Source organism: Pseudomonas brassicacearum (genome assembly GCF_000585995.1).
Taxonomy (GTDB): Bacteria; Pseudomonadota; Gammaproteobacteria; order Pseudomonadales; family Pseudomonadaceae; genus Aquipseudomonas; species Aquipseudomonas brassicacearum_A.
In genome coordinates, this window is the sequence record NZ_CP007410.1 from 5,371,080 (window position 1) to 5,388,248 (window position 17,169).

At 59.5% G+C, this 17,169-nt stretch carries 13 protein-coding genes; 5 read left to right on the plus strand and 8 right to left on the minus strand.

Going from position 1 to position 17,169, the window contains the following annotated elements; all coding sequences use genetic code 11:
* Positions 1–13: 13 nt before the first annotated feature.
* From CD58_RS22985 to CD58_RS23000, 4 genes are all read left to right on the plus strand, one after another.
* Positions 14–973, plus strand: a complete 960-nt coding sequence (locus tag CD58_RS22985; RefSeq protein WP_025215293.1) for a cytochrome-c peroxidase — start codon at positions 14–16, stop codon at positions 971–973.
* The gene (locus CD58_RS22990) at positions 970–2,772 is read left to right on the plus strand and encodes a DAHL domain-containing protein (protein WP_025215294.1); all 1,803 of its coding nucleotides are present in this window, start codon (positions 970–972) and stop codon (positions 2,770–2,772) included. Before CD58_RS22985 ends, CD58_RS22990 begins: the two co-directional genes overlap by 4 nt.
* Positions 2,769–4,175 carry an ATP-binding protein gene (locus CD58_RS22995; RefSeq protein ID WP_025215295.1) on the plus strand — a complete coding sequence of 469 codons (1,407 nt, stop codon included), beginning with the start codon at positions 2,769–2,771 and terminating at the stop codon, positions 4,173–4,175. Before CD58_RS22990 ends, CD58_RS22995 begins: the two co-directional genes overlap by 4 nt.
* A gap of 264 nt (positions 4,176–4,439) precedes the next feature.
* Complete coding sequence (locus CD58_RS23000) at positions 4,440–6,059, plus strand: FMN-binding glutamate synthase family protein (protein ID WP_025215296.1); 1,620 nt, start codon at positions 4,440–4,442, stop codon at positions 6,057–6,059.
* Positions 6,060–6,075: 16 nt separating this feature from the next.
* Here CD58_RS23000 and CD58_RS23005 read toward each other — a convergent pair whose 3' ends face one another.
* The 5 genes from CD58_RS23005 to CD58_RS23025 form a co-directional block, all read right to left on the minus strand.
* Positions 6,076–7,596, minus strand: a complete 1,521-nt coding sequence (locus CD58_RS23005; RefSeq protein ID WP_419178847.1) for a glucosyltransferase domain-containing protein — start codon at positions 7,594–7,596, stop codon at positions 6,076–6,078.
* Positions 7,596–8,546, minus strand: coding sequence for a glycosyltransferase family 2 protein (locus CD58_RS23010; RefSeq protein ID WP_025215298.1), 951 nt, complete (start codon positions 8,544–8,546; stop codon positions 7,596–7,598). The genes CD58_RS23005 and CD58_RS23010 overlap by 1 nt, the downstream gene beginning before the upstream one ends.
* Entirely contained in the window at positions 8,543–8,917 is a 375-nt protein-coding gene (locus tag CD58_RS23015) for a GtrA family protein (protein ID WP_025215299.1), read from the minus strand. The genes CD58_RS23010 and CD58_RS23015 overlap by 4 nt, the downstream gene beginning before the upstream one ends.
* A 164-nt stretch (positions 8,918–9,081) precedes the next feature.
* Complete coding sequence (locus CD58_RS23020; RefSeq protein ID WP_025215300.1) at positions 9,082–10,503, minus strand: amino acid permease; 1,422 nt, start codon at positions 10,501–10,503, stop codon at positions 9,082–9,084.
* Between the two features lie 624 nt (positions 10,504–11,127).
* On the minus strand, positions 11,128–11,586 hold the full coding sequence (locus CD58_RS23025; protein ID WP_025215301.1) for an REP-associated tyrosine transposase: 459 nt from the start codon (positions 11,584–11,586) through the stop codon (positions 11,128–11,130).
* A gap of 387 nt (positions 11,587–11,973) precedes the next feature.
* Here CD58_RS23025 and CD58_RS23030 point away from each other — a divergent pair, with 387 nt between their 5' ends.
* Positions 11,974–15,081: a transglycosylase domain-containing protein gene (locus CD58_RS23030; protein WP_025215302.1), complete on the plus strand. Its 3,108-nt coding sequence runs from the start codon at positions 11,974–11,976 to the stop codon at positions 15,079–15,081.
* A gap of 27 nt (positions 15,082–15,108) precedes the next feature.
* On the opposite strand, the gene CD58_RS23035 is transcribed toward CD58_RS23030, so the two are convergent.
* From CD58_RS23035 to CD58_RS23045, 3 genes are all read right to left on the minus strand, one after another.
* Complete coding sequence (locus CD58_RS23035) at positions 15,109–15,603, minus strand: CS1 type fimbrial major subunit (protein WP_025215303.1); 495 nt, start codon at positions 15,601–15,603, stop codon at positions 15,109–15,111.
* A 222-nt stretch (positions 15,604–15,825) separates the two neighbouring features.
* Complete coding sequence (locus tag CD58_RS23040) at positions 15,826–16,308, minus strand: CS1 type fimbrial major subunit (protein ID WP_025215304.1); 483 nt, start codon at positions 16,306–16,308, stop codon at positions 15,826–15,828.
* A 44-nt stretch (positions 16,309–16,352) separates the two neighbouring features.
* On the minus strand, positions 16,353–17,096 hold the full coding sequence (locus CD58_RS23045; protein ID WP_025215305.1) for a pilus assembly protein: 744 nt from the start codon (positions 17,094–17,096) through the stop codon (positions 16,353–16,355).
* Positions 17,097–17,169: the final 73 nt, after the last annotated feature.

The window sequence follows — 17,169 nt, forward strand, 5'->3', positions numbered from 1 at the left end:
AGGAAACCACCCCATGGCATCACATGGACTGATTCTGGCTTTCGGCCTGCTCGTGGGATTAAACGTGGCCGCTCATGCCGAGCCACTGGACGAACCCCTCAAACCGTTGCCTCCCGCTCCGACGCTGGATCCCAAGCGCGTCCAACTGGGCCTGCGGCTGTTCAATGACCCGCGCCTGTCGGTCAACAACACCCTGTCCTGCGCCAGTTGTCATCGCCTGGACAAGGGCGGTGCCGACGACAAGCCGCTTTCCCTGGGCTTTGACGGCAAACCGGTGGAGGTCAATACGCCGACCGTGTTCAACGCCAGCCTGAACTTCCATCAGTTCTGGGACGGTCGCGTCGACACCCTGGAAGAACAAGTACACGCTGTCGTGACCAGCCCCGTGGAAATGGGCAGCACCTGGGAAGCCGTGGTCAAGCGCATCGCCGACGACCCCGGCTATGCCAAGGATTTCAAGGACGCCTACCCCGACGGGGTGACCAAGCCCAATGTCCAAGGCGCCCTGGCCGATTACGAGCGCACCCTGCTGACCCCCAACTCGCGCTTCGACCAATACCTGCTGGGCAATACCGACATCCTGACACCCCGGGAAAAGTTCGGTTACCAGCGCTTCAAGGAATATGGCTGCATCGCTTGCCATCAGGGTGTGAACATCGGCGGCAATATGTTCCAGAAGTTTGGCGTCATGGGCGACTATTTCCAGGACCGGGGCAACCTTACCCGCGCTGATGAAGGTCGCTTCAACATCACCGGCGATGAAGCGGACCGTCAGGTGTTCAAGGTGCCCAGCCTGCGCAACGTGGCCGTCACCGCGCCGTATTTCCATGATGCCTCCGCGCCGACCCTGGAGCGTGCGGTGGAGGTCATGTTCAGGTACCAGTTGGGCCGTGAGCCGCTCAAGAACGATACGGCACTGATCGTCGAATTCCTCAAGACCCTCACCGGTGAATGGGAGGGCAAGCCACTATGACGATTCTCCGTCGCCTCGGCCTGGCACTGCTCGGCCTGTTGTTGGCTTCTGTCCTGCTGTTCATGTACATCCAGTCGGGCGCTCAACAGGCCGCCTCCTACCTTGAATCCCGGGACCTGGTTCGCCTGCTCAAGCAGCAGGATGCCATCTGGGACAACGAAGTGCTCAAGTCCAGGGTCGCCCTGACCCACAACTACGATCCACTGGTTTCCCCCCTGCACGAAATGTCGCGTCTCTGGCAGCGCCTCGACGCCATCGAATCGGAACCGGGTCGCCACGGGCCATCCCTCTGGGAAACCCAGCGGGACGAATACCTCAAGTCGATCAAGGAAAAAACCCGGCTGGTGGAACAGTTCAAGTCCCACAACGCGGTGCTGCGCAACTCCATGGCCTTCCTGCCCGCCGCCGAAGACGAAATCCAGGCGCAATTTGCCCGGCTGCCGGACGCGGACCGGCTGCAATTGCAAAACGTGGCCATCGACACCTATGACCTGTTGCTCAGCAGCATGGAATTCGCCCAGGTCAGTACCCAGGAGATCGCCGCCGAAGTGTTGCTGGGCCTGAACCGGCTGGACATCAACAAGGAGCGCATGCCGGAGGCGCTCCAGAAACCCGTCGACATCCTGAGCAGGCACATCGCGCTGATCCTGCGGGAACAACCGCGGGTCAATGCGTTGTTGCAGGGGATCGAAGAAATACCCGTGGCGACTCGCCTTGATACCATCACCGTCCTGCTGGAGAAAGACCAGGAGAAGGCCGCTGCCAAGTATCAGCGCAACCACATTTACCTGCTGGTGTTCGCCACGCTGCTGGTGCTGATTCTGATCTGGCTGGCGATCCGGCTGATACGCAGCTTCGCCGAGATCAAGCGGGTCAACAACGCCCTGCAAACCGCCAACGACGTACTGGAACAACGGGTCGAAGAGCGCACTCGCCAGCTCAAGGACACCCAGAGCGAATTGATGGACACCGCTCGCCAGGCGGGCATGGCGGAAATCGCCACCAACGTGCTGCATAACGTGGGTAACGTGCTCAACAGCGTGAACATCTCCGCCGATCTGGTTACACGTAAACTGCGCAACAGCAAAGCCCTGGGGCTGGGCAAGGCGATGCAACTGATCAACGAGCATTCCCAGGACTTGGGGCACTTCCTCACCGAGGACGAAAAAGGCAAGCTACTGCCCGGCTACCTCAACCAACTGGTGGACGCCATCGCGCTCGAGCAGCAAAGCCTGACCGACGAACTGGCCCAGTTGAGCAAGAGCGTGGACCACATCAAGGACATCGTCTCCACCCAGCAATCCTATGCCGGCGCCAGCAGCCTGCTGGAGCCGCTGATCGTCAGCGAATTGCTCGAGGATGCCCTGCGCATGAACTCCGGCGCCCTCACCCGCCACCATGTAACGGTCATCAAGGAATACGGCGACGTGCCACGCATCATGGGCGACAAGCACCGCTTGCTGCTGATTCTGATCAACCTGATCAGCAATGCCAAATACGCCATGGCGGGGGTTTCCAACCATGCGCGGAACATGACCCTCAAGGCCGCGGTCGTAGACGGCGAGACGCTGCAAATCAGCGTCAAGGACGAAGGCGAAGGCATCCCGGAGGAGAACATGACGCGCATCTTCGCCCACGGTTTTACCACGCGTAAGGAAGGCCACGGGTTTGGCCTGCACAGCTGCGCACTGGCGGCCATTGAAATGAACGGCCAACTCACCGCCCACAGCGAGGGGCCAGGCACAGGGGCGACATTCCGATTGCAAGTCCCCCTCAAACTCGCCGAAGGAGAGCCATGAACAGCTTGAGTAACCGCCGCATCCTGTTGATCGACGATACACCCGCCATTCATGACGATTTTCGCAAGATCCTCACCCCGCAGGATGAGAGCAGCGCCGACTTGCAGGACATGGAAAGCGCGCTGTTTGGCGACGCACCGAAACCTGTCGCCACCGTATTCGAACTCGACTCGGCCTATGGCGGCCAGGAAGGCCTGAACAAATTGCTGGAGGCTGCCGCGAAAGAGCGTCCGTATGCCCTGGCCTTTGTCGACATGCGCATGCCCGAAGGTTGGGACGGCGCCAAGACCATCGAAGAACTCTGGAAGCGCGACCCGCAGCTACAGGTGGTGGTCTGCACCGCGTATTCGGATTATTCCTGGGATGAACTGCTGGACCGCCTGAACGGCCACGACCGGTTGCTGATCCTGAAAAAACCCTTCGACAACATCGAAGTCCAGCAGATGGCCAATACCCTGACCACCAAATGGGAAATGACCTCCCGCGCACAACTGAAAATGAACAAGCTAGAAGTCCTGGTGGAACAACGCACCCAGGCGTTCAAACAGGCCAGCGAGCTGCTGCAAATGGAAATCGACGAACGCAAGATGCTCGAAAGCCAGTTGGTGCAGTCGGAAAAACTCGCCTCGCTGGGTCAGTTGGCGGCCGGGGTGGCCCACGAAATCAACAACCCGATCGGCTTCATTTCCTCCAACCTGGGCGCCTTGGACGGCTACTTTGGCAAACTCCAGGAAATGCTCGAAGCCTATAGCGGCGCCGAGCAATCCATCGCCTCGCAGGAACTGGTGGGGCAGTTGAAGAGCCTGCGCGATCAGGTTGAACTGGACTTCCTCATCGAGGACATCCCGATGCTGATCAAGGAATCCAAGGATGGCATCGCCCGGGTCGGGCAGATCGTCAAGGACCTGAAGGACTTCTCTCGTGTCGACTCCAGCCAGGAATGGCAGTTGGCCAATTTGCAGCAAGGCATGGATTCGACGTTGAACATCGTCGCCAACGAAATCAAGTACAAGGCCGACGTGGTCAAGCAATACACGCCGTTGCCGGAAGTGGAATGCCTGCCGTCGCAGATCAACCAGGTGATCATGAACCTGATCGTCAACGCCGCCCAGGCCATCGGCCCCGAACGCGGCACCATCACCCTGCGCAACGGTGTGGAAGGGGACAACGTGTGGATCGAAGTGGCCGATAACGGTTCGGGCATGCCACCCGAAACACTGCAAAAAATCTTCGACCCGTTCTTCACCACCAAACCCGTCGGCCAGGGCACAGGGCTGGGGCTGTCACTGTCCTACGGCATTGTGAAAAAACACAACGGCGAGATCACGGTGAGCAGCGAAGTCGGTGTCGGTACCACGTTCCGCATTGAATTGCCGATGCGGCAGCTGAAACAGGCGGTCTGACAGGCGCGGTGCAACCACTGGTTTGGTGAAGAGTAAAAGTCCCACCTTTGGCGAGGGAGCTTGCTCCCGCTGGGCTGCGGAGCAGCCCCTCTCAAAAGCCACTCAATCATCCTGACCCACCGCGCTGCCGGGTTTCAGGGCCGCTGCGCGCCCCAGCGGGAGCAAGCTCCCTCGCCACGGGATTGTGTTCCACCCCTTCACCACAGGAGCGGTGTTCCTGAGTACCATATCCCCCCATCAAACGCTCAACCCCAAGGAAACCGCATGAGCCTGTCGCTGCTGAGCCGCTACGCCTTCTTTGCTGGCTGTGTGATCTTTACCCTCGCCAGCCTGCCGTTCCTGCAACACGACTGGCTCTGGCCGATTGCACTGGTGACGGGGCTGTTAAGCCTGCTGGGGCTGTTCGATCTGCTGCAAAGCCGCCACGCGGTGCGGCGCAACTATCCGATCCTGGGCAATATCCGCTATCTGGTCGAAGGCATCCGCCCGGAGATCCGCCAGTACCTGCTCGAATCCGACAGCGACGCCCTGCCCTTTTCCCGTGCCCAACGCTCGTTGGTGTATTCCCGGGCCAAGAACGAAAGCGCCGACAAACCGTTCGGCACCTTGATCGATGTCTACCAGACCGGCTTCGAATTCATCGGCCACTCCATGCGCCCAGCCCCGTTGAGCGACCCCAGCGGTTTTCGCGTGACCGTGGGCGGCCCGCAATGCACCCAGCCGTATTCAGCCTCGGTGTTCAACATCTCGGCCATGAGCTTCGGCTCCCTGAGCGCCAACGCCATCCGCGCGTTGAACCAAGGCGCGAAGCTGGGCAATTTCGCCCACGACACCGGTGAAGGCAGCATCAGCCCCTACCACCGCGAACACGGCGGCGATCTGACCTGGGAGCTGGGCAGCGGCTATTTCGGCTGTCGCACCAGCGACGGGCGCTTCGACCCGGAGCGCTTCGCCGCCCAGGCGCAGAACCCGCAAGTGCGGATGATTGAAATCAAGATGAGCCAGGGAGCCAAACCCGGCCACGGCGGAATCCTGCCCAAGCACAAGGTCACCCGGGAAATCGCCGAGACCCGCGGCATTCTCATGGGTGAGGACTGTGTTTCACCGTCATGCCACAGCGCGTTCTCCACACCGATCGAACTGATGCAGTTCGTCCAGCAACTGCGTGAGCTGTCCGGTGGTAAACCGGTGGGTTTCAAATTCTGCCTGGGTCACCCCTGGGAATTCATGGGCATCGCCAAGGCCATGCTGGAAACCGGAATCCTGCCCGACTTCATCGTGGTGGACGGCAAGGAAGGAGGCACGGGCGCCGAGCCAGTGGAGTTCACCGACCACATCGGCGTGCCGCTGCGCGAAGGCCTGCTGTTTGTGCACAACACCCTGGTGGGCCTGAACCTGCGGGACAAGATCAAACTCGGCGCCAGCGGCAAAATCGTCAGCGCCTTCGACATCGCCAGCGTCCTGGCCATCGGCGCCGACTGGGCCAACGCCGCGCGCGGCTTCATGTTCGCCATCGGCTGCATCCAGTCCCAAAGCTGCCACACCAACAAATGCCCCACCGGCGTCGCCACCCAGGACACCCTGCGCCAGCGCGCCCTGGTCGTCCCGGACAAGGCCCAGCGGGTCTACAACTTCCACCGCAACACCCTCAAGGCCCTGGCCGAAATGCTCGCCGCCGCCGGGCTTGAGCATCCTTCGCAATTGCAGCCCAAGCATTTGGTTCGGCGGATGTCCGCGACCGAGATCAAGCTGTTTTCCCAGTTGCATGTGTTTTTGAAACCGGGGGAATTGCTCACGGGTGAGGTGAATGGGGCGTTTTATTCGCGGATGTGGCAGATGGCGCGGGCGGACAGTTTTGAGCCGCGGGAAGTAGTGGCGGCGTGAGTAGGCAGTCACACCACTAACGAGCCAAATCGCCGCAGTTAACAACACGGCGATTGAGCCGTGCAGGCTCTTTCATAACGATGAAGCCATAGTCACCCAGCAGATAAATCCGGTAATACTGGTTGTCCACGACGGGCACATAGCCCAGATAGCCAACATGGGTCGCATTGCGCCGCTCGCGTTCCACCGCCACGTTGGTGATGCCCATTGACGGTAAGTTTTTGGAAAGTATGAAGTAGTCGATGTTCAGCAAATAAGGCAGAACCGGCAGCTGTTGGAACGAGCCGCAAGCGCTTACCAGCCAGTAGTCAGAATAAGTGACCGATAGATAAATCCGCTTGGCTTCGTACAGTTCCCGGTGCGAAGTGATGTCATACCCCAGACTGTAAAGCGCACCGTTGCTGAAGGTTTTTTGCAAGGTCAGCACCCGACCATAAGCGAAGGACAGTGAAAGCGTTGCCAACAGCGGAATGATCAGCAGCAGCGGCAGGCGAGGATGGAGCGGTGCAAGGGCCAGATAAGCAAGATAAAACAACACCATCAGCAACACACCAAAGCCCATCAAGGTGCGAGCGCCTTCGTTGAAATCACGAAAAAACAGCGTGATGCCAGGTACCAGCAGGATCAACAACGGTAACGTAAGCAAACAACCCAGGATCTTCACGACAGTTTTCCAACGTTGCTCCTCACGGTCCGGTACTCGGCAGCCCAACCGCATGACACCAATAAACGCCAACATGATCAGCGCGGCCAATAGCCAGGCGTATCCACCTTGAAACAGTAGCGCGACCTTCTCCGCCACTCGTCCGATATTGATGCCGATCTGCATCAGCGGATCGGCTTTCCAATTCAACAACGCAGTCCGCTCCGTTCCCATGAGCAAGACGACGGTGGCAAGATAAATCAAAGCGGCCAAGCCAAGTTGAGCCAGCTTCCAACCCAATATTGCCAGCCACTGAGAGTACGGTTCCCGTTTGTATGCCGCCCTGAGCAGTTCCAAGCAACACAGGCCCACGAACACATTGAAGCTGACCTGATAGAGCCCGAATGCCAGCACCAAAAACCCGGCTGGTACCCACAACTGACGCATTCGCGAAGCCCCCCGAAAGGTCATTGCGTAAATGACAGCGACCAAACTCAATGCCATAGCGGGGCCGTCGTATTGATATGACAGGTTCTGCAGCAGGAAGGGGTTGTACCAGAGAGGCAACGAAACCAGGCAGCAAGCCAGTGTTGGCTGAGGGAAGTAATGGAAGGTCAGGCGAGTCAAAGCCAGGGACATGGCCAATGCGGCGAGCAACAACGGCAGCGGAAAAATGTCCGGCGCGGCACGGGTGAAGGACAGCGTTTGATACAGCAGATCAGAGAACCAGCGCCCTTGGTCAGTCCAGGCCGTTCCGGCTTCCAGCGTCCGCCAGTTATCGTCGATATACCGAAAATCAGCGAGGATCAATGGCAGGACGTAGAGCAAGATTGCCGTTAAGAAAAACAGCGTGATCTGGCGACGATTGAGTTCGCGATAGAAAAAGTCGCTCATCATGATTCGTCCCGGGATTTCACCCTGCCTTCCCGAATCATTTCCTTGATGACATACCGGGGCCGATGCTTGGTTTCCAGATAGATTCGCCCGATGTACTCACCCAATACCCCGATGCCGATCAATTGCACCCCGCCCAGAAACAGAATCGCGGTCATCAGCGAGGGGTAGCCGGGCACGTCGTTTCCGAAGAACAGCTTGTCCAGGACCATGTACGCGGCATACACCAACGACACCAATGAGATGCAACTGCCCACATAAGTCCACAACCGCAACGGCACTGTGCTGAACGAAGTAATGCCTTCAAGCGCCAGGTTCCACAACTTCCAGCCATTGAATTTGCTCTTGCCGGCAGCGCGACGGGGGCGGTCGTATTCGATGACCACGGTATTGAAGCCGGCCCATGACAAAACGCCCTTCATGAACAGCTGGTACTCGGGAAGGGTCTTGATCACCTCCACCACCTTGCGGTCCATCAGGCGAAAATCCCCGACGTTCTGCTCGATGTGCGGATTGGCAATGTGATTGAGCACGCCATAGAACAACGCCGCGCCCCGGCGCTTGAGGTAACCGTCGGATGAGCGATCGCGCCGTTTGGCCAGCACCACTTCGGCGCCCTTCTCCCATTCGGCGATCAGCCGTGGAATGACGTCGATGGGGTCTTGCAGGTCCACGTCCATGGGGATCACCACATCACCGCTGGCGTGCTCGAGGCCGGCAAACAGGGCCGGTTCCTTGCCAAAGTTACGGGAGAAGTTGATCAACAGGACCCGGCTGTCCATCAGGGCGATATCACGGGCGATGGCGGCGGTCTGGTCGGCGCTGCCATCGTTGATAAACACAATCTCGATGGCATGGTCTTTCAACGCCGGGTGCTGGCGGACACTTTCGTAAAACAGGTTGATGGCCTGTTCTTCATTGAATACCGGAACGATCAACGAAACGTTCATTGGCGATGTCCACGAAACACCACAAACCGGGACAACAGAAAACCGATCACCAGGCTCAACAGCGAAAATACCGCCACAGTCAGCAGGCCGTGGACATGCCAGCGATCGCCCAGGTAACCCACGATGAAACTGAGGGTTCCCATGACAAATAAGAAAAGAACATAGCCCAACACTGAGGTCTTGGCCTCGAAGGTGTAGAGCGCATTCACATAAAAAGAGAATGAAGCCGCCACGCAAAAGGCAGTGAAGTTGCTCAATGCTTGATTGAGGCCGAACGCCACCCGCAGCACGAAAAATATCTGCCAATGGATCAGCGTATTGGCCAGTCCCACCAGGGAGTAGCTGAAAAACCCTTTCCATAACGTTTTCATGGATGCCCCCGAACGGGCCGGTGCTTCAGGCGACTTAATCTAGGGTTCTGTCGGTGTGCGGTCTACTGTAAGAGTTAACAGGTAGGACCTCGCAGAATCATAATTGGCGCACCAAAAAAAGCCCCGATCATCCGACCGGGGCTCTCTTCTACAACACCGTCAACTTACGAAGCTGAACGCACCGCACCCTGCACATCACCGGTCGGTTGCAACTTGAAGGTATAAAACAGCACCGTCAGCAGCACCAGGAACACCGGGCCTACATAAAGCGCCACGCGGGTGTCCGGGAAGTACGCCATCAGGCCCACCACCAGCACCAGGAATGCCAGCGCCAGGTAGGAACTGACCGGGTACAGCCACATGCGATATTTCAGGGCCGCACGTTCCGAAGCACTCAGGCCTTTACGGAATTTTAGCTGGGCCAGCAGGATCATCACCCAGGTCCAGATCGCGCCGAAGGTGGCGATGGAGGTCACCCAGACGAAGACTTTCTCTGGCACCAGATAGTTGAGCAGCACGCCCAGCAGCAGCGCGGCGATGGACAATAGCAAGGCGCGGCGCGGCACGCCGTTGGCCGAAGTGCTAGCAAAACCGGCCGGGGCCTGGCCATTCTGCGCCAGGCTGTAGAGCATCCGCCCGGTGCTGAAGATGCCGCCGTTGCAGGACGACAGCGCGGCGGTGATCACCACGAAGTTGATGATGCCGGCGGCGGTCTTGATGCCCAGGCGCTCGAAGGTCATCACGAACGGGCTGCCCTGGGTGCCGATCTCGTTCCACGGGTAGATCGACAGGATCACGAACAGCGCGCCGACGTAGAACAGCAGGATCCGCCAGAACACCGAGCCGATGGCGTTGGGGATGGTTTTCTGCGGGTTCTTTGCTTCACCGGCGGTCAGGCCGATCATTTCCACGCCCAAGTAGGCGAACATCACCATTTGCAGGGACATCAACACACCCTGCACGCCGTTGGGCATGAAGCCACCGTGGGTCCAGAGATTGGAAAGGCCCAGCGCCACGCCGTCGTTACCGAACCCGAAGGCGATGATGCCGACGCCGCCGATGACCATGGCGATGATGGTGACGATCTTGATCAGGGCGAACCAGAATTCGAACTCACCGAAGGCCTTGACCGCGATCAGGTTGATCGAGCCCATGCTGACCAAGGCGGCCAGGGCCCAGATCCAGCGGGGTACGTCGGGGAACCAGATGCCCATGTACACCGCCACCGCAGTGATCTCCGCGACGCACGTCACCAGCCACAGGAACCAGTAGTTCCATCCGGTCAGGAAACCGGCCAGTGGGCCGAGGTAGTCCTGGGCATAACGGCTGAACGAGCCGGCCACCGGGTTGTGCACGGCCATCTCGCCGAGGGCGCGCATGATCACCAGGATCGCCAGGCCGCCAATGATGTAGGACAGCATGATCGCCGGGCCGGCCATTTCAATGGCCTTGGCCGAGCCGAGGAACAGCCCGACACCGATGCAGGCGCCAAGCGCCATCAGGCGGATGTGCCGCTCACCGAGCTCACGTTTGAGCGGACCACCCTGAGCGGTCTCGCCATGGGGCAGATGATTGCCGACAGCCATAGGGATACAACCTCGTCTTGTTATTGGATTAACCACCGAGTCTCCAAAGCCGCAGGTCGATAAGCCTGCCACTTTGCCGAAACCGGTCTGCTTCGTGGACAGACCGTCCTGTAGAACAACGCCCTCAGGATCAGCGGGCCGTGCAGTATAAAAAGCCAGGGATAGAGAGATTCACTGTAAAACCAGGAAAATTCAGGGAGAAAGCTCAGTAGAAACCGTGTTTTCGGAGATGCATTATCTGGATGACAGACCTTTCCGAAAGCGCCGCCGAGTATTGCACAGGGAGGGTGCCAGGTCACACGGCGACAGCTCTAGCACAAGGTTTTCAGACATCGACGGCCCTTTGTGATGAGGATTTAGCTGTGGCAAGAAGTACATCTGTTGCAAGGGGTTTACCTGTGGCGAGGGGATTTATCCCCGCTGGGCTGCGCAGCAGCCCCCTACAGCAACCCCGGTATGCCTGGATAATCGAGTTGCCTGTATTGGGGCTGCTTCGCAGCCCAGCGGGGATAAATCCCCTCGCCACAGATAAAACCCTTCACCACAGGTAAATCCCTTGCTACAGCTAATTCTTTTGCCACAGGGAAACCATGTTCCCGGCCCAAACAGCGAGCATGAGGTGCTTCAGTGCCAAGCAGTATCCCAAAGAGGGCAATCGCCAATACATTCCACCAGCCCAGCCCGAAGCGGATTGTCAATGATGTAGTCGGCGGTGGGTCGCAGCTCTTCATTGTCACGAATCGCGCGATCATGAAAGCCGCTTTGCCAAAGCGGGCCAGAGGTTCCAATCATGTTGTTGACGCAATGGGTGCATCGAGCTTTGGTAGCTCCGATGACACGACTCAGATGACCGTCTTGGATTTGCAACAACCAGTGAAAATGATCTGGCATCACCACCCAAGCTAAAGAGTTCACCAGGTCCGAATCATGGGCGCACTTGAATTCTGCAACCAACAATCGTCCAACCATCCAGTTAGCAAAAACAGGACGTCGCTGATGAGTAACGGCCGTCACCAGATAGGCGCGTCCTTGCTCCGAATAACGTCCTCGGCGCAAGCGATGTGAGTTGGGGCGTGGATGCATTCCTTGCTTCCTTTGAGAGGGTTTGGATGCAGCGTAGCCATGCTGTCGCTTGTTCGACGCGGAGAAGGTCGAGCGAATATTCCGAATGTGGCGAGGGGATTTATCCCCGTTGGGCTGCGAAGCAGCCCCAATGCAGGCCACTCGATTATCCAGGCATTCCGGGGTTGCTGTAGGGGGCTGCTTCGCAGCCCAACGGGGATAAATCCCCTCGCCACAGATAAATCCCTCCTCACCACAGATCAATCTCTCCTCGCCACAAAGTCCTAGCCACAAAGGGATGCCACTGGCCATGCCAGACCGATGCCCACAATTTCCCCTCCCCTCACGCCAACCACCGTCTAAGCTTCAAGCAAGTCCGATCAATCTGCGTGAATGGATCAGTCGACTATGGGCGCTTTATGGCAAACCGATCCGAATAAACCTATGGTCCCGACTGAACGTATGGAAGAAGCGCCTTTACCCAAAAAAACTCGCCGCGCACGGCATGGCTGGCGGGCGTTCTGGTTGTTGCTGCTGATTATCGTCGTGGTGGTCGGCCTGGCGGTGGCCAAGGAAATGCGCACGTCGCGATTCCAGGCCCAGGAGATCAGCAAGTACGCCGCCTCCCTGGGTTATTCCGTGCAACCGGGCCCCAGCGATGCCATCGTCTACCCCGGTGCAGGCCCGTTCGACCGGCGGTTGGGCTACAGCGCCCTGGGAGAATTCCTGCCGCGCCTGCTCAAGCGCGACTACGTGATCCAGGCCCAGGCGCGTTTCTCGCCGGCCTTGATGGATTATGTCGAAAGAGGCCTGTTCGTCCCCTACGCGGAAAAGATCCAGGCCGGGTTGACCCTCACCGACTGCCGCGCCGCGCCGGTGTATCAGTTCAAGTACCCGCAGCAGTTATATTCGAGTTTCGATGCGATCCCGCCGGTGGTGGTGCAAAGCTTGCTGTTTATCGAAAACCGCTTTTTGCTCGACCCCAAGCACCCCGAGGCCAACCCGGCGGTGGATTGGCCGCGTTTCGGCATGGCGGCCTGGTCGCAGGTGGCCAAGCTGTTGAGCTTGCCCGGGCAATCCGCCGGGGGCAGCACACTGGCGACGCAACTGGAAAAATACCGCCACTCCCCCGAGGGCCTCACGGTGTCGGGCGCGGAAAAAATCCGCCAGATGATCTCCGCCAGCGTGCGCGCCTACCAGGCCGGCCCGCAAACCCTCGAGGCACGGCAGCGGGTCGTGCGCGACTACCTCAACAGCGTACCGCTCTCCGCCGTGCCGGGGCATGGCGAGGTGCATGGCATGGCTGAAGGCTTGCGGGTCTGGTACGGCGCCGACTTCAACCGGGCCAACGAACGCCTGGCCAGCACCGCGACCGATCCCCAGAGCCTGGCGGACAAAGGCCTGGCCCTGCGGGAAATGCTGTCATTGATGATCGCTCAGCGGCGCCCTTCTCACTTCCTGTCCAAAGGCCGCGACGAACTGGCGCGCCTGACCGACAGCCACGTCCGCCTGTTGGCGCAAAACGGCGTCATCGATGCGCCCCTGGCCGAGGCCACCCTGGCCAGCAAGGTCAGCTACCGCGACTGGGTCCAGGACCCGACCGTGCAGCCCAACGAAACCAACAAAGGCATCAGCGCCGCCCGCAGTCGTCTCGCCAACCTGCTCAATCGTCCGCTGTACGACCTCGATCGCCTGGACCTCTCCGCCACCAGCACCCTGCAAAGCGACTTGCAGGCCCAGGCCACCGAGTACCTCAAGCGTTTGGCCGACCCGGCCTTCGCTGCCGAGATCGGCCTGATGGGCGAACGCTTGCTGACCCCCACCAGCACCACCCAGGTGCGCTACAGCTTCACCCTGCTGGAACTGACCCCCGACGGCTCGCGGGTACGGGTGCAAACCGACAGCACCGACCAGCCTTTCGACATCAACGAAGGCAGCAAACTTGAACTGGGCTCCACCGCCAAGCTGCGAGTCCTCACCACGTACCTGCAGATCATTGCCGAACTGCATGATCGCTATGCCCAGCAGACCCCGGCAGCACTGAAGAAAACCGAAATCGCCGAGCCGGACCGCCTCTCGCGCTGGGCCGTCGACTATCTGATCCAGAACACCGACCGTAGCCTGCCGAAAATGCTCGAAGCCGCGCTGGACCGTACCTATTCCGCCAGCCCCGGCGAGGCGTTCTTCACCGGTGGCGGGCTGCACACCTTTCACAACTTCCGCAACGAGGACAACGGCCGCATCCCGACCTTGCGCGACTCCCTGCGTGAGTCGATCAACCTGCCGTTCATCCGCCTGATGCGCGACCTGGTGCGCTACGCCACCTACGCCGGTCCCAACAACAGCGCCGAGTTGCTCAAGGACGACAAGGACCCGCGCCGCCAGGAATACCTGGCCCAGTTCGCCGACCGCGAAGGCACCTCGTTCCTGCTCAAGTTCTGGAAGAAGTACCAGAAAAAAGACACGGGCCAGCGCCTCGAAACCTTCCTCGACAGCATGCACCCCACGGCGATCCGCCTGGCCGCCGTGCACCGCTACTTCTTTCCCGGCGACAGCCAGGAGAGCTTCAATCTCTTCGTGCGCTCACATCTCAAGTCGGCCAAGAGCGCCGAAAAGCTCACCGATGAACGCCTGGAACGGCTCTACCAAAGCTACGGCCCCGGTGCCTATGACCTGCCAGACCAAGGCTTCATCGCCAAGGTCCACCCGCTGGACCTGTGGCTGATGGGCTACCTGCTGAACAACCCCGACGCCAAGTTCAGCCAGATCGTCAAGGCCAGTGAGTTCGAGCGTCAGGAGGTCTACAGCTGGCTGTTCAAGAGCCGGCACAAGAGCGCCCGCGACAGCCGCATCCGCACCATGCTGGAAATCGAAGCCTTCCTGGACATTCACCAACGCTGGCAGAAAGTCGGCTATCCGTTCGATCACCTGGTGCCGTCGCTGGCCACCGCCATCGGCAGCTCCGGCGACCGCCCCGCCGCACTCGCGGAGCTGGTGGGCACCATTCTCAACGACGGCATCCGCCAACCGGCGTTGCGCGTCGACAGCCTGGATTTCGCCGTCGATACACCCTACGAGACGCGGCTGGTGAGCAACCCGGATAACGGCAAGCGTGTGATGCCGGTGGAAGTGGCCCAGGCCTTGCGCGGCGCGCTGTCCCAGGTGGTGGATGCCGGCACCGCGAAACGGGTGGCCGGCAGTTTCAAACTGGCCGACGGTACACCGCTGGCCATGGGCGGCAAGACCGGTACCGGCGACAACCGCATCGAAGCCGTTGGCTCGGGTGGGCGGGTGATCAGCTCCAAATCGATCAACCGCACCGCCACTTTTGTGTTCTACATCGGCGACAGCCATTTCGGCACCCTCACCGCCTATGTCCCGGGGGTTTCGGCGCAGAACTTCAAATTCACCTCGGCCCTGCCGGTGCAAGTGCTCAAGGGCATGGCGCCGTTTCTCTCGGCCTACTTGCAGCCGGGCAGCCATACCCAGTGCAAGCCGTTGGTGGCACGGCAATGAGTTACAGCAATGCGGGCAGACACAAAATCAGAGGCTAACCCGAGGGACCGCATCGTAAATCACGGTGAATTGGCCGGTGTATAAGCCCGGGTGGCGCTCGACCGACATGCTGTTATAACGGATGACCATCTCGACCTGAGTGCCTGGCGTGGACGAGGCATCGTCCACGACTTCCTGAGGCACGCCATCCAGATAGACGCCGTTGAACGTAACGCTCAGGGGAATGTGATCCCAGCCATTGTTCAGATAGGCCCTGCCCTCTTGAATGTAGGCATGGATCGAGCCGTCGGTGTTCTTTACGTCAAAGGTCTGGCGTACGGTACTCAGGGAGTTATTCGCGGGGTTGTAATGCATGACCTCGTCCCTGCCGAAATCTGGATTGCGGGGCTGTACATGGAACTGCTTGTTCGGAATATTCGCCGTGATATGGATGGATGTTCGTGCATCATCGGCCGCCGACACCCATGAAGGACTCATGGCTGCAACAACCAAGGCTGTAGCGGACATCATTTTTTCTAACATGCTTGATACCTCTTTCTGAGTAATAAAACGAAATGCAGACTCCCCGTGGCGAGGGCGCTTGCTCCCGCTGGGTGGCGAAGCCGCCCTCGCTTTTCCAACCAGCTGAAAACCTCTGACTTGCCATCTTTGCGGCTGCTGCGCAGCCGAGCGGGAGCAAGCTCCCTCGCCACAGGGGAGTCGTCGCCTGACGCCTTCGGGAAGCCTGCCCCACGCCTCCGGTGCTCACGGCGCAACCGCATCGAACACCATGTGCACCGTGCCGTAGTAATCACCCGACCTGTATCCGTCGTCGGGCTTGATCGCGGCGATTTCCAGCGGCACCTGGCGTCCGGGCCGGGCCTCGAGGGCCGTGACGACCTGGGTCGAGTCCAGGGTCAGTTCGACCTCGTTGAACTTGACCCTCAAGTCGATCCGCTCACGGCCATTGGATAAATAAGCCTCCTCGGCCAGGCGCGCACCGATGCCGCCAGTGGTGTTCTTCACCTCATAGGTCGCCCGCAGCGAACTGAGCTCGCCGGTGATGGAGCTGAAAGGCAAGCGCTGCTCACGCTGGACCAGTTGCGGGTCGAGGGGCAGCACAAAAAAATCGACCGTTGGAATGGTCACGTGGAGTTCGAACGTTTCCCGCTCGACCGCTCCCCAGGCCGAAACCCAGGGCAGCATCAGCGCAGTCAACGCAAGAGGGCGTAGCAGTGTCTTGGACATATTGATTACCTGTGGCGTCTGCGACGGTTCGGCGACGGCAACCGTCAACCCTTTATCTCGACGGCTTGGCTCTTGCTGCCCTCGATCAGCGTGAAGCGGTACTCACGCCCCGCCTCCTTGTCGAAGGAAAACGTGCGACCGGCCATGACGTGGTGCTTGGTCGTCGGGCGGCAGTCGCTATCCTTCTTCGCGTCGCAATCCTTGAACTCATCGATCACCACGACGCTGTTGCCGTTGTTGCGCATCAGGTAGCGATTGGCGCTGTCATCGATCACCGTCTCGAAATGGGTGTTCTTGGGCCGCACGAAAAACACCGTGCCGTAGCCCGCCAGGACCTTGACCCCCGCCGCCACCCGCTCCTTCTTGTACGCTTCGCGCTCTTCGGCGCTGACGGCAAACTCATCCTCGGCTTCCGGCACCACCGGCACGAAACGCACCCGGAAATAGCGCTCCTTGTCGCGGTTGCCCATGAACAACAACCGGGTGCCCTGCATGCCGTTGGCCGGCACGATCAGGCGCGCCGGGCTGGCCATCAGGCCATCCTTGGAGGTGGCGCCGACCTGGTTCTCCAGAGGCAATTCCTGGTAGCTGCCGTCCTCGTTGTAGACGATCTCCAGAATGTTGACCTTGACGAATGCCGTGGACGTTCCGCCGTTGAACACCCGCTTCATGTAGGTGCTTTTGTCACCGTCGAGATAGTCGTAGACCACCCCGACACCAATCTGCGGCCCGGCCTGGGCCACGCTGCAAAACAGAAGAAACCCAACCCATGCCAATAGATGCTTCATCACTTCTCTTAACCTCATGTATTAAACGCAACTCACTGCACATTGCTGACTGAACAGGGCTCGCCGAACACCA

Coding starts and splice junctions, on each gene's coding strand:
- CD58_RS23020 (WP_025215300.1), bottom strand. CDS start 10,503: ATGGCTGTCGGCAATCATCTGCCCCATGGCGAGACCGCTCAGGGTGGT.
- CD58_RS23045 (WP_025215305.1), bottom strand. CDS start 17,096: ATGAAGCATCTATTGGCATGGGTTGGGTTTCTTCTGTTTTGCAGCGTG.
- CD58_RS23000 (WP_025215296.1), top strand. CDS start 4,440: ATGAGCCTGTCGCTGCTGAGCCGCTACGCCTTCTTTGCTGGCTGTGTG.
- CD58_RS23030 (WP_025215302.1), top strand. CDS start 11,974: ATGGGCGCTTTATGGCAAACCGATCCGAATAAACCTATGGTCCCGACT.
- CD58_RS23005 (WP_419178847.1), bottom strand. CDS start 7,596: ATGAGCGACTTTTTCTATCGCGAACTCAATCGTCGCCAGATCACGCTG.
- CD58_RS23040 (WP_025215304.1), bottom strand. CDS start 16,308: ATGTCCAAGACACTGCTACGCCCTCTTGCGTTGACTGCGCTGATGCTG.
- CD58_RS23025 (WP_025215301.1), bottom strand. CDS start 11,586: ATGCATCCACGCCCCAACTCACATCGCTTGCGCCGAGGACGTTATTCG.
- CD58_RS23035 (WP_025215303.1), bottom strand. CDS start 15,603: ATGTTAGAAAAAATGATGTCCGCTACAGCCTTGGTTGTTGCAGCCATG.
- CD58_RS22990 (WP_025215294.1), top strand. CDS start 970: ATGACGATTCTCCGTCGCCTCGGCCTGGCACTGCTCGGCCTGTTGTTG.
- CD58_RS22995 (WP_025215295.1), top strand. CDS start 2,769: ATGAACAGCTTGAGTAACCGCCGCATCCTGTTGATCGACGATACACCC.
- CD58_RS23015 (WP_025215299.1), bottom strand. CDS start 8,917: ATGAAAACGTTATGGAAAGGGTTTTTCAGCTACTCCCTGGTGGGACTG.
- CD58_RS22985 (WP_025215293.1), top strand. CDS start 14: ATGGCATCACATGGACTGATTCTGGCTTTCGGCCTGCTCGTGGGATTA.
- CD58_RS23010 (WP_025215298.1), bottom strand. CDS start 8,546: ATGAACGTTTCGTTGATCGTTCCGGTATTCAATGAAGAACAGGCCATC.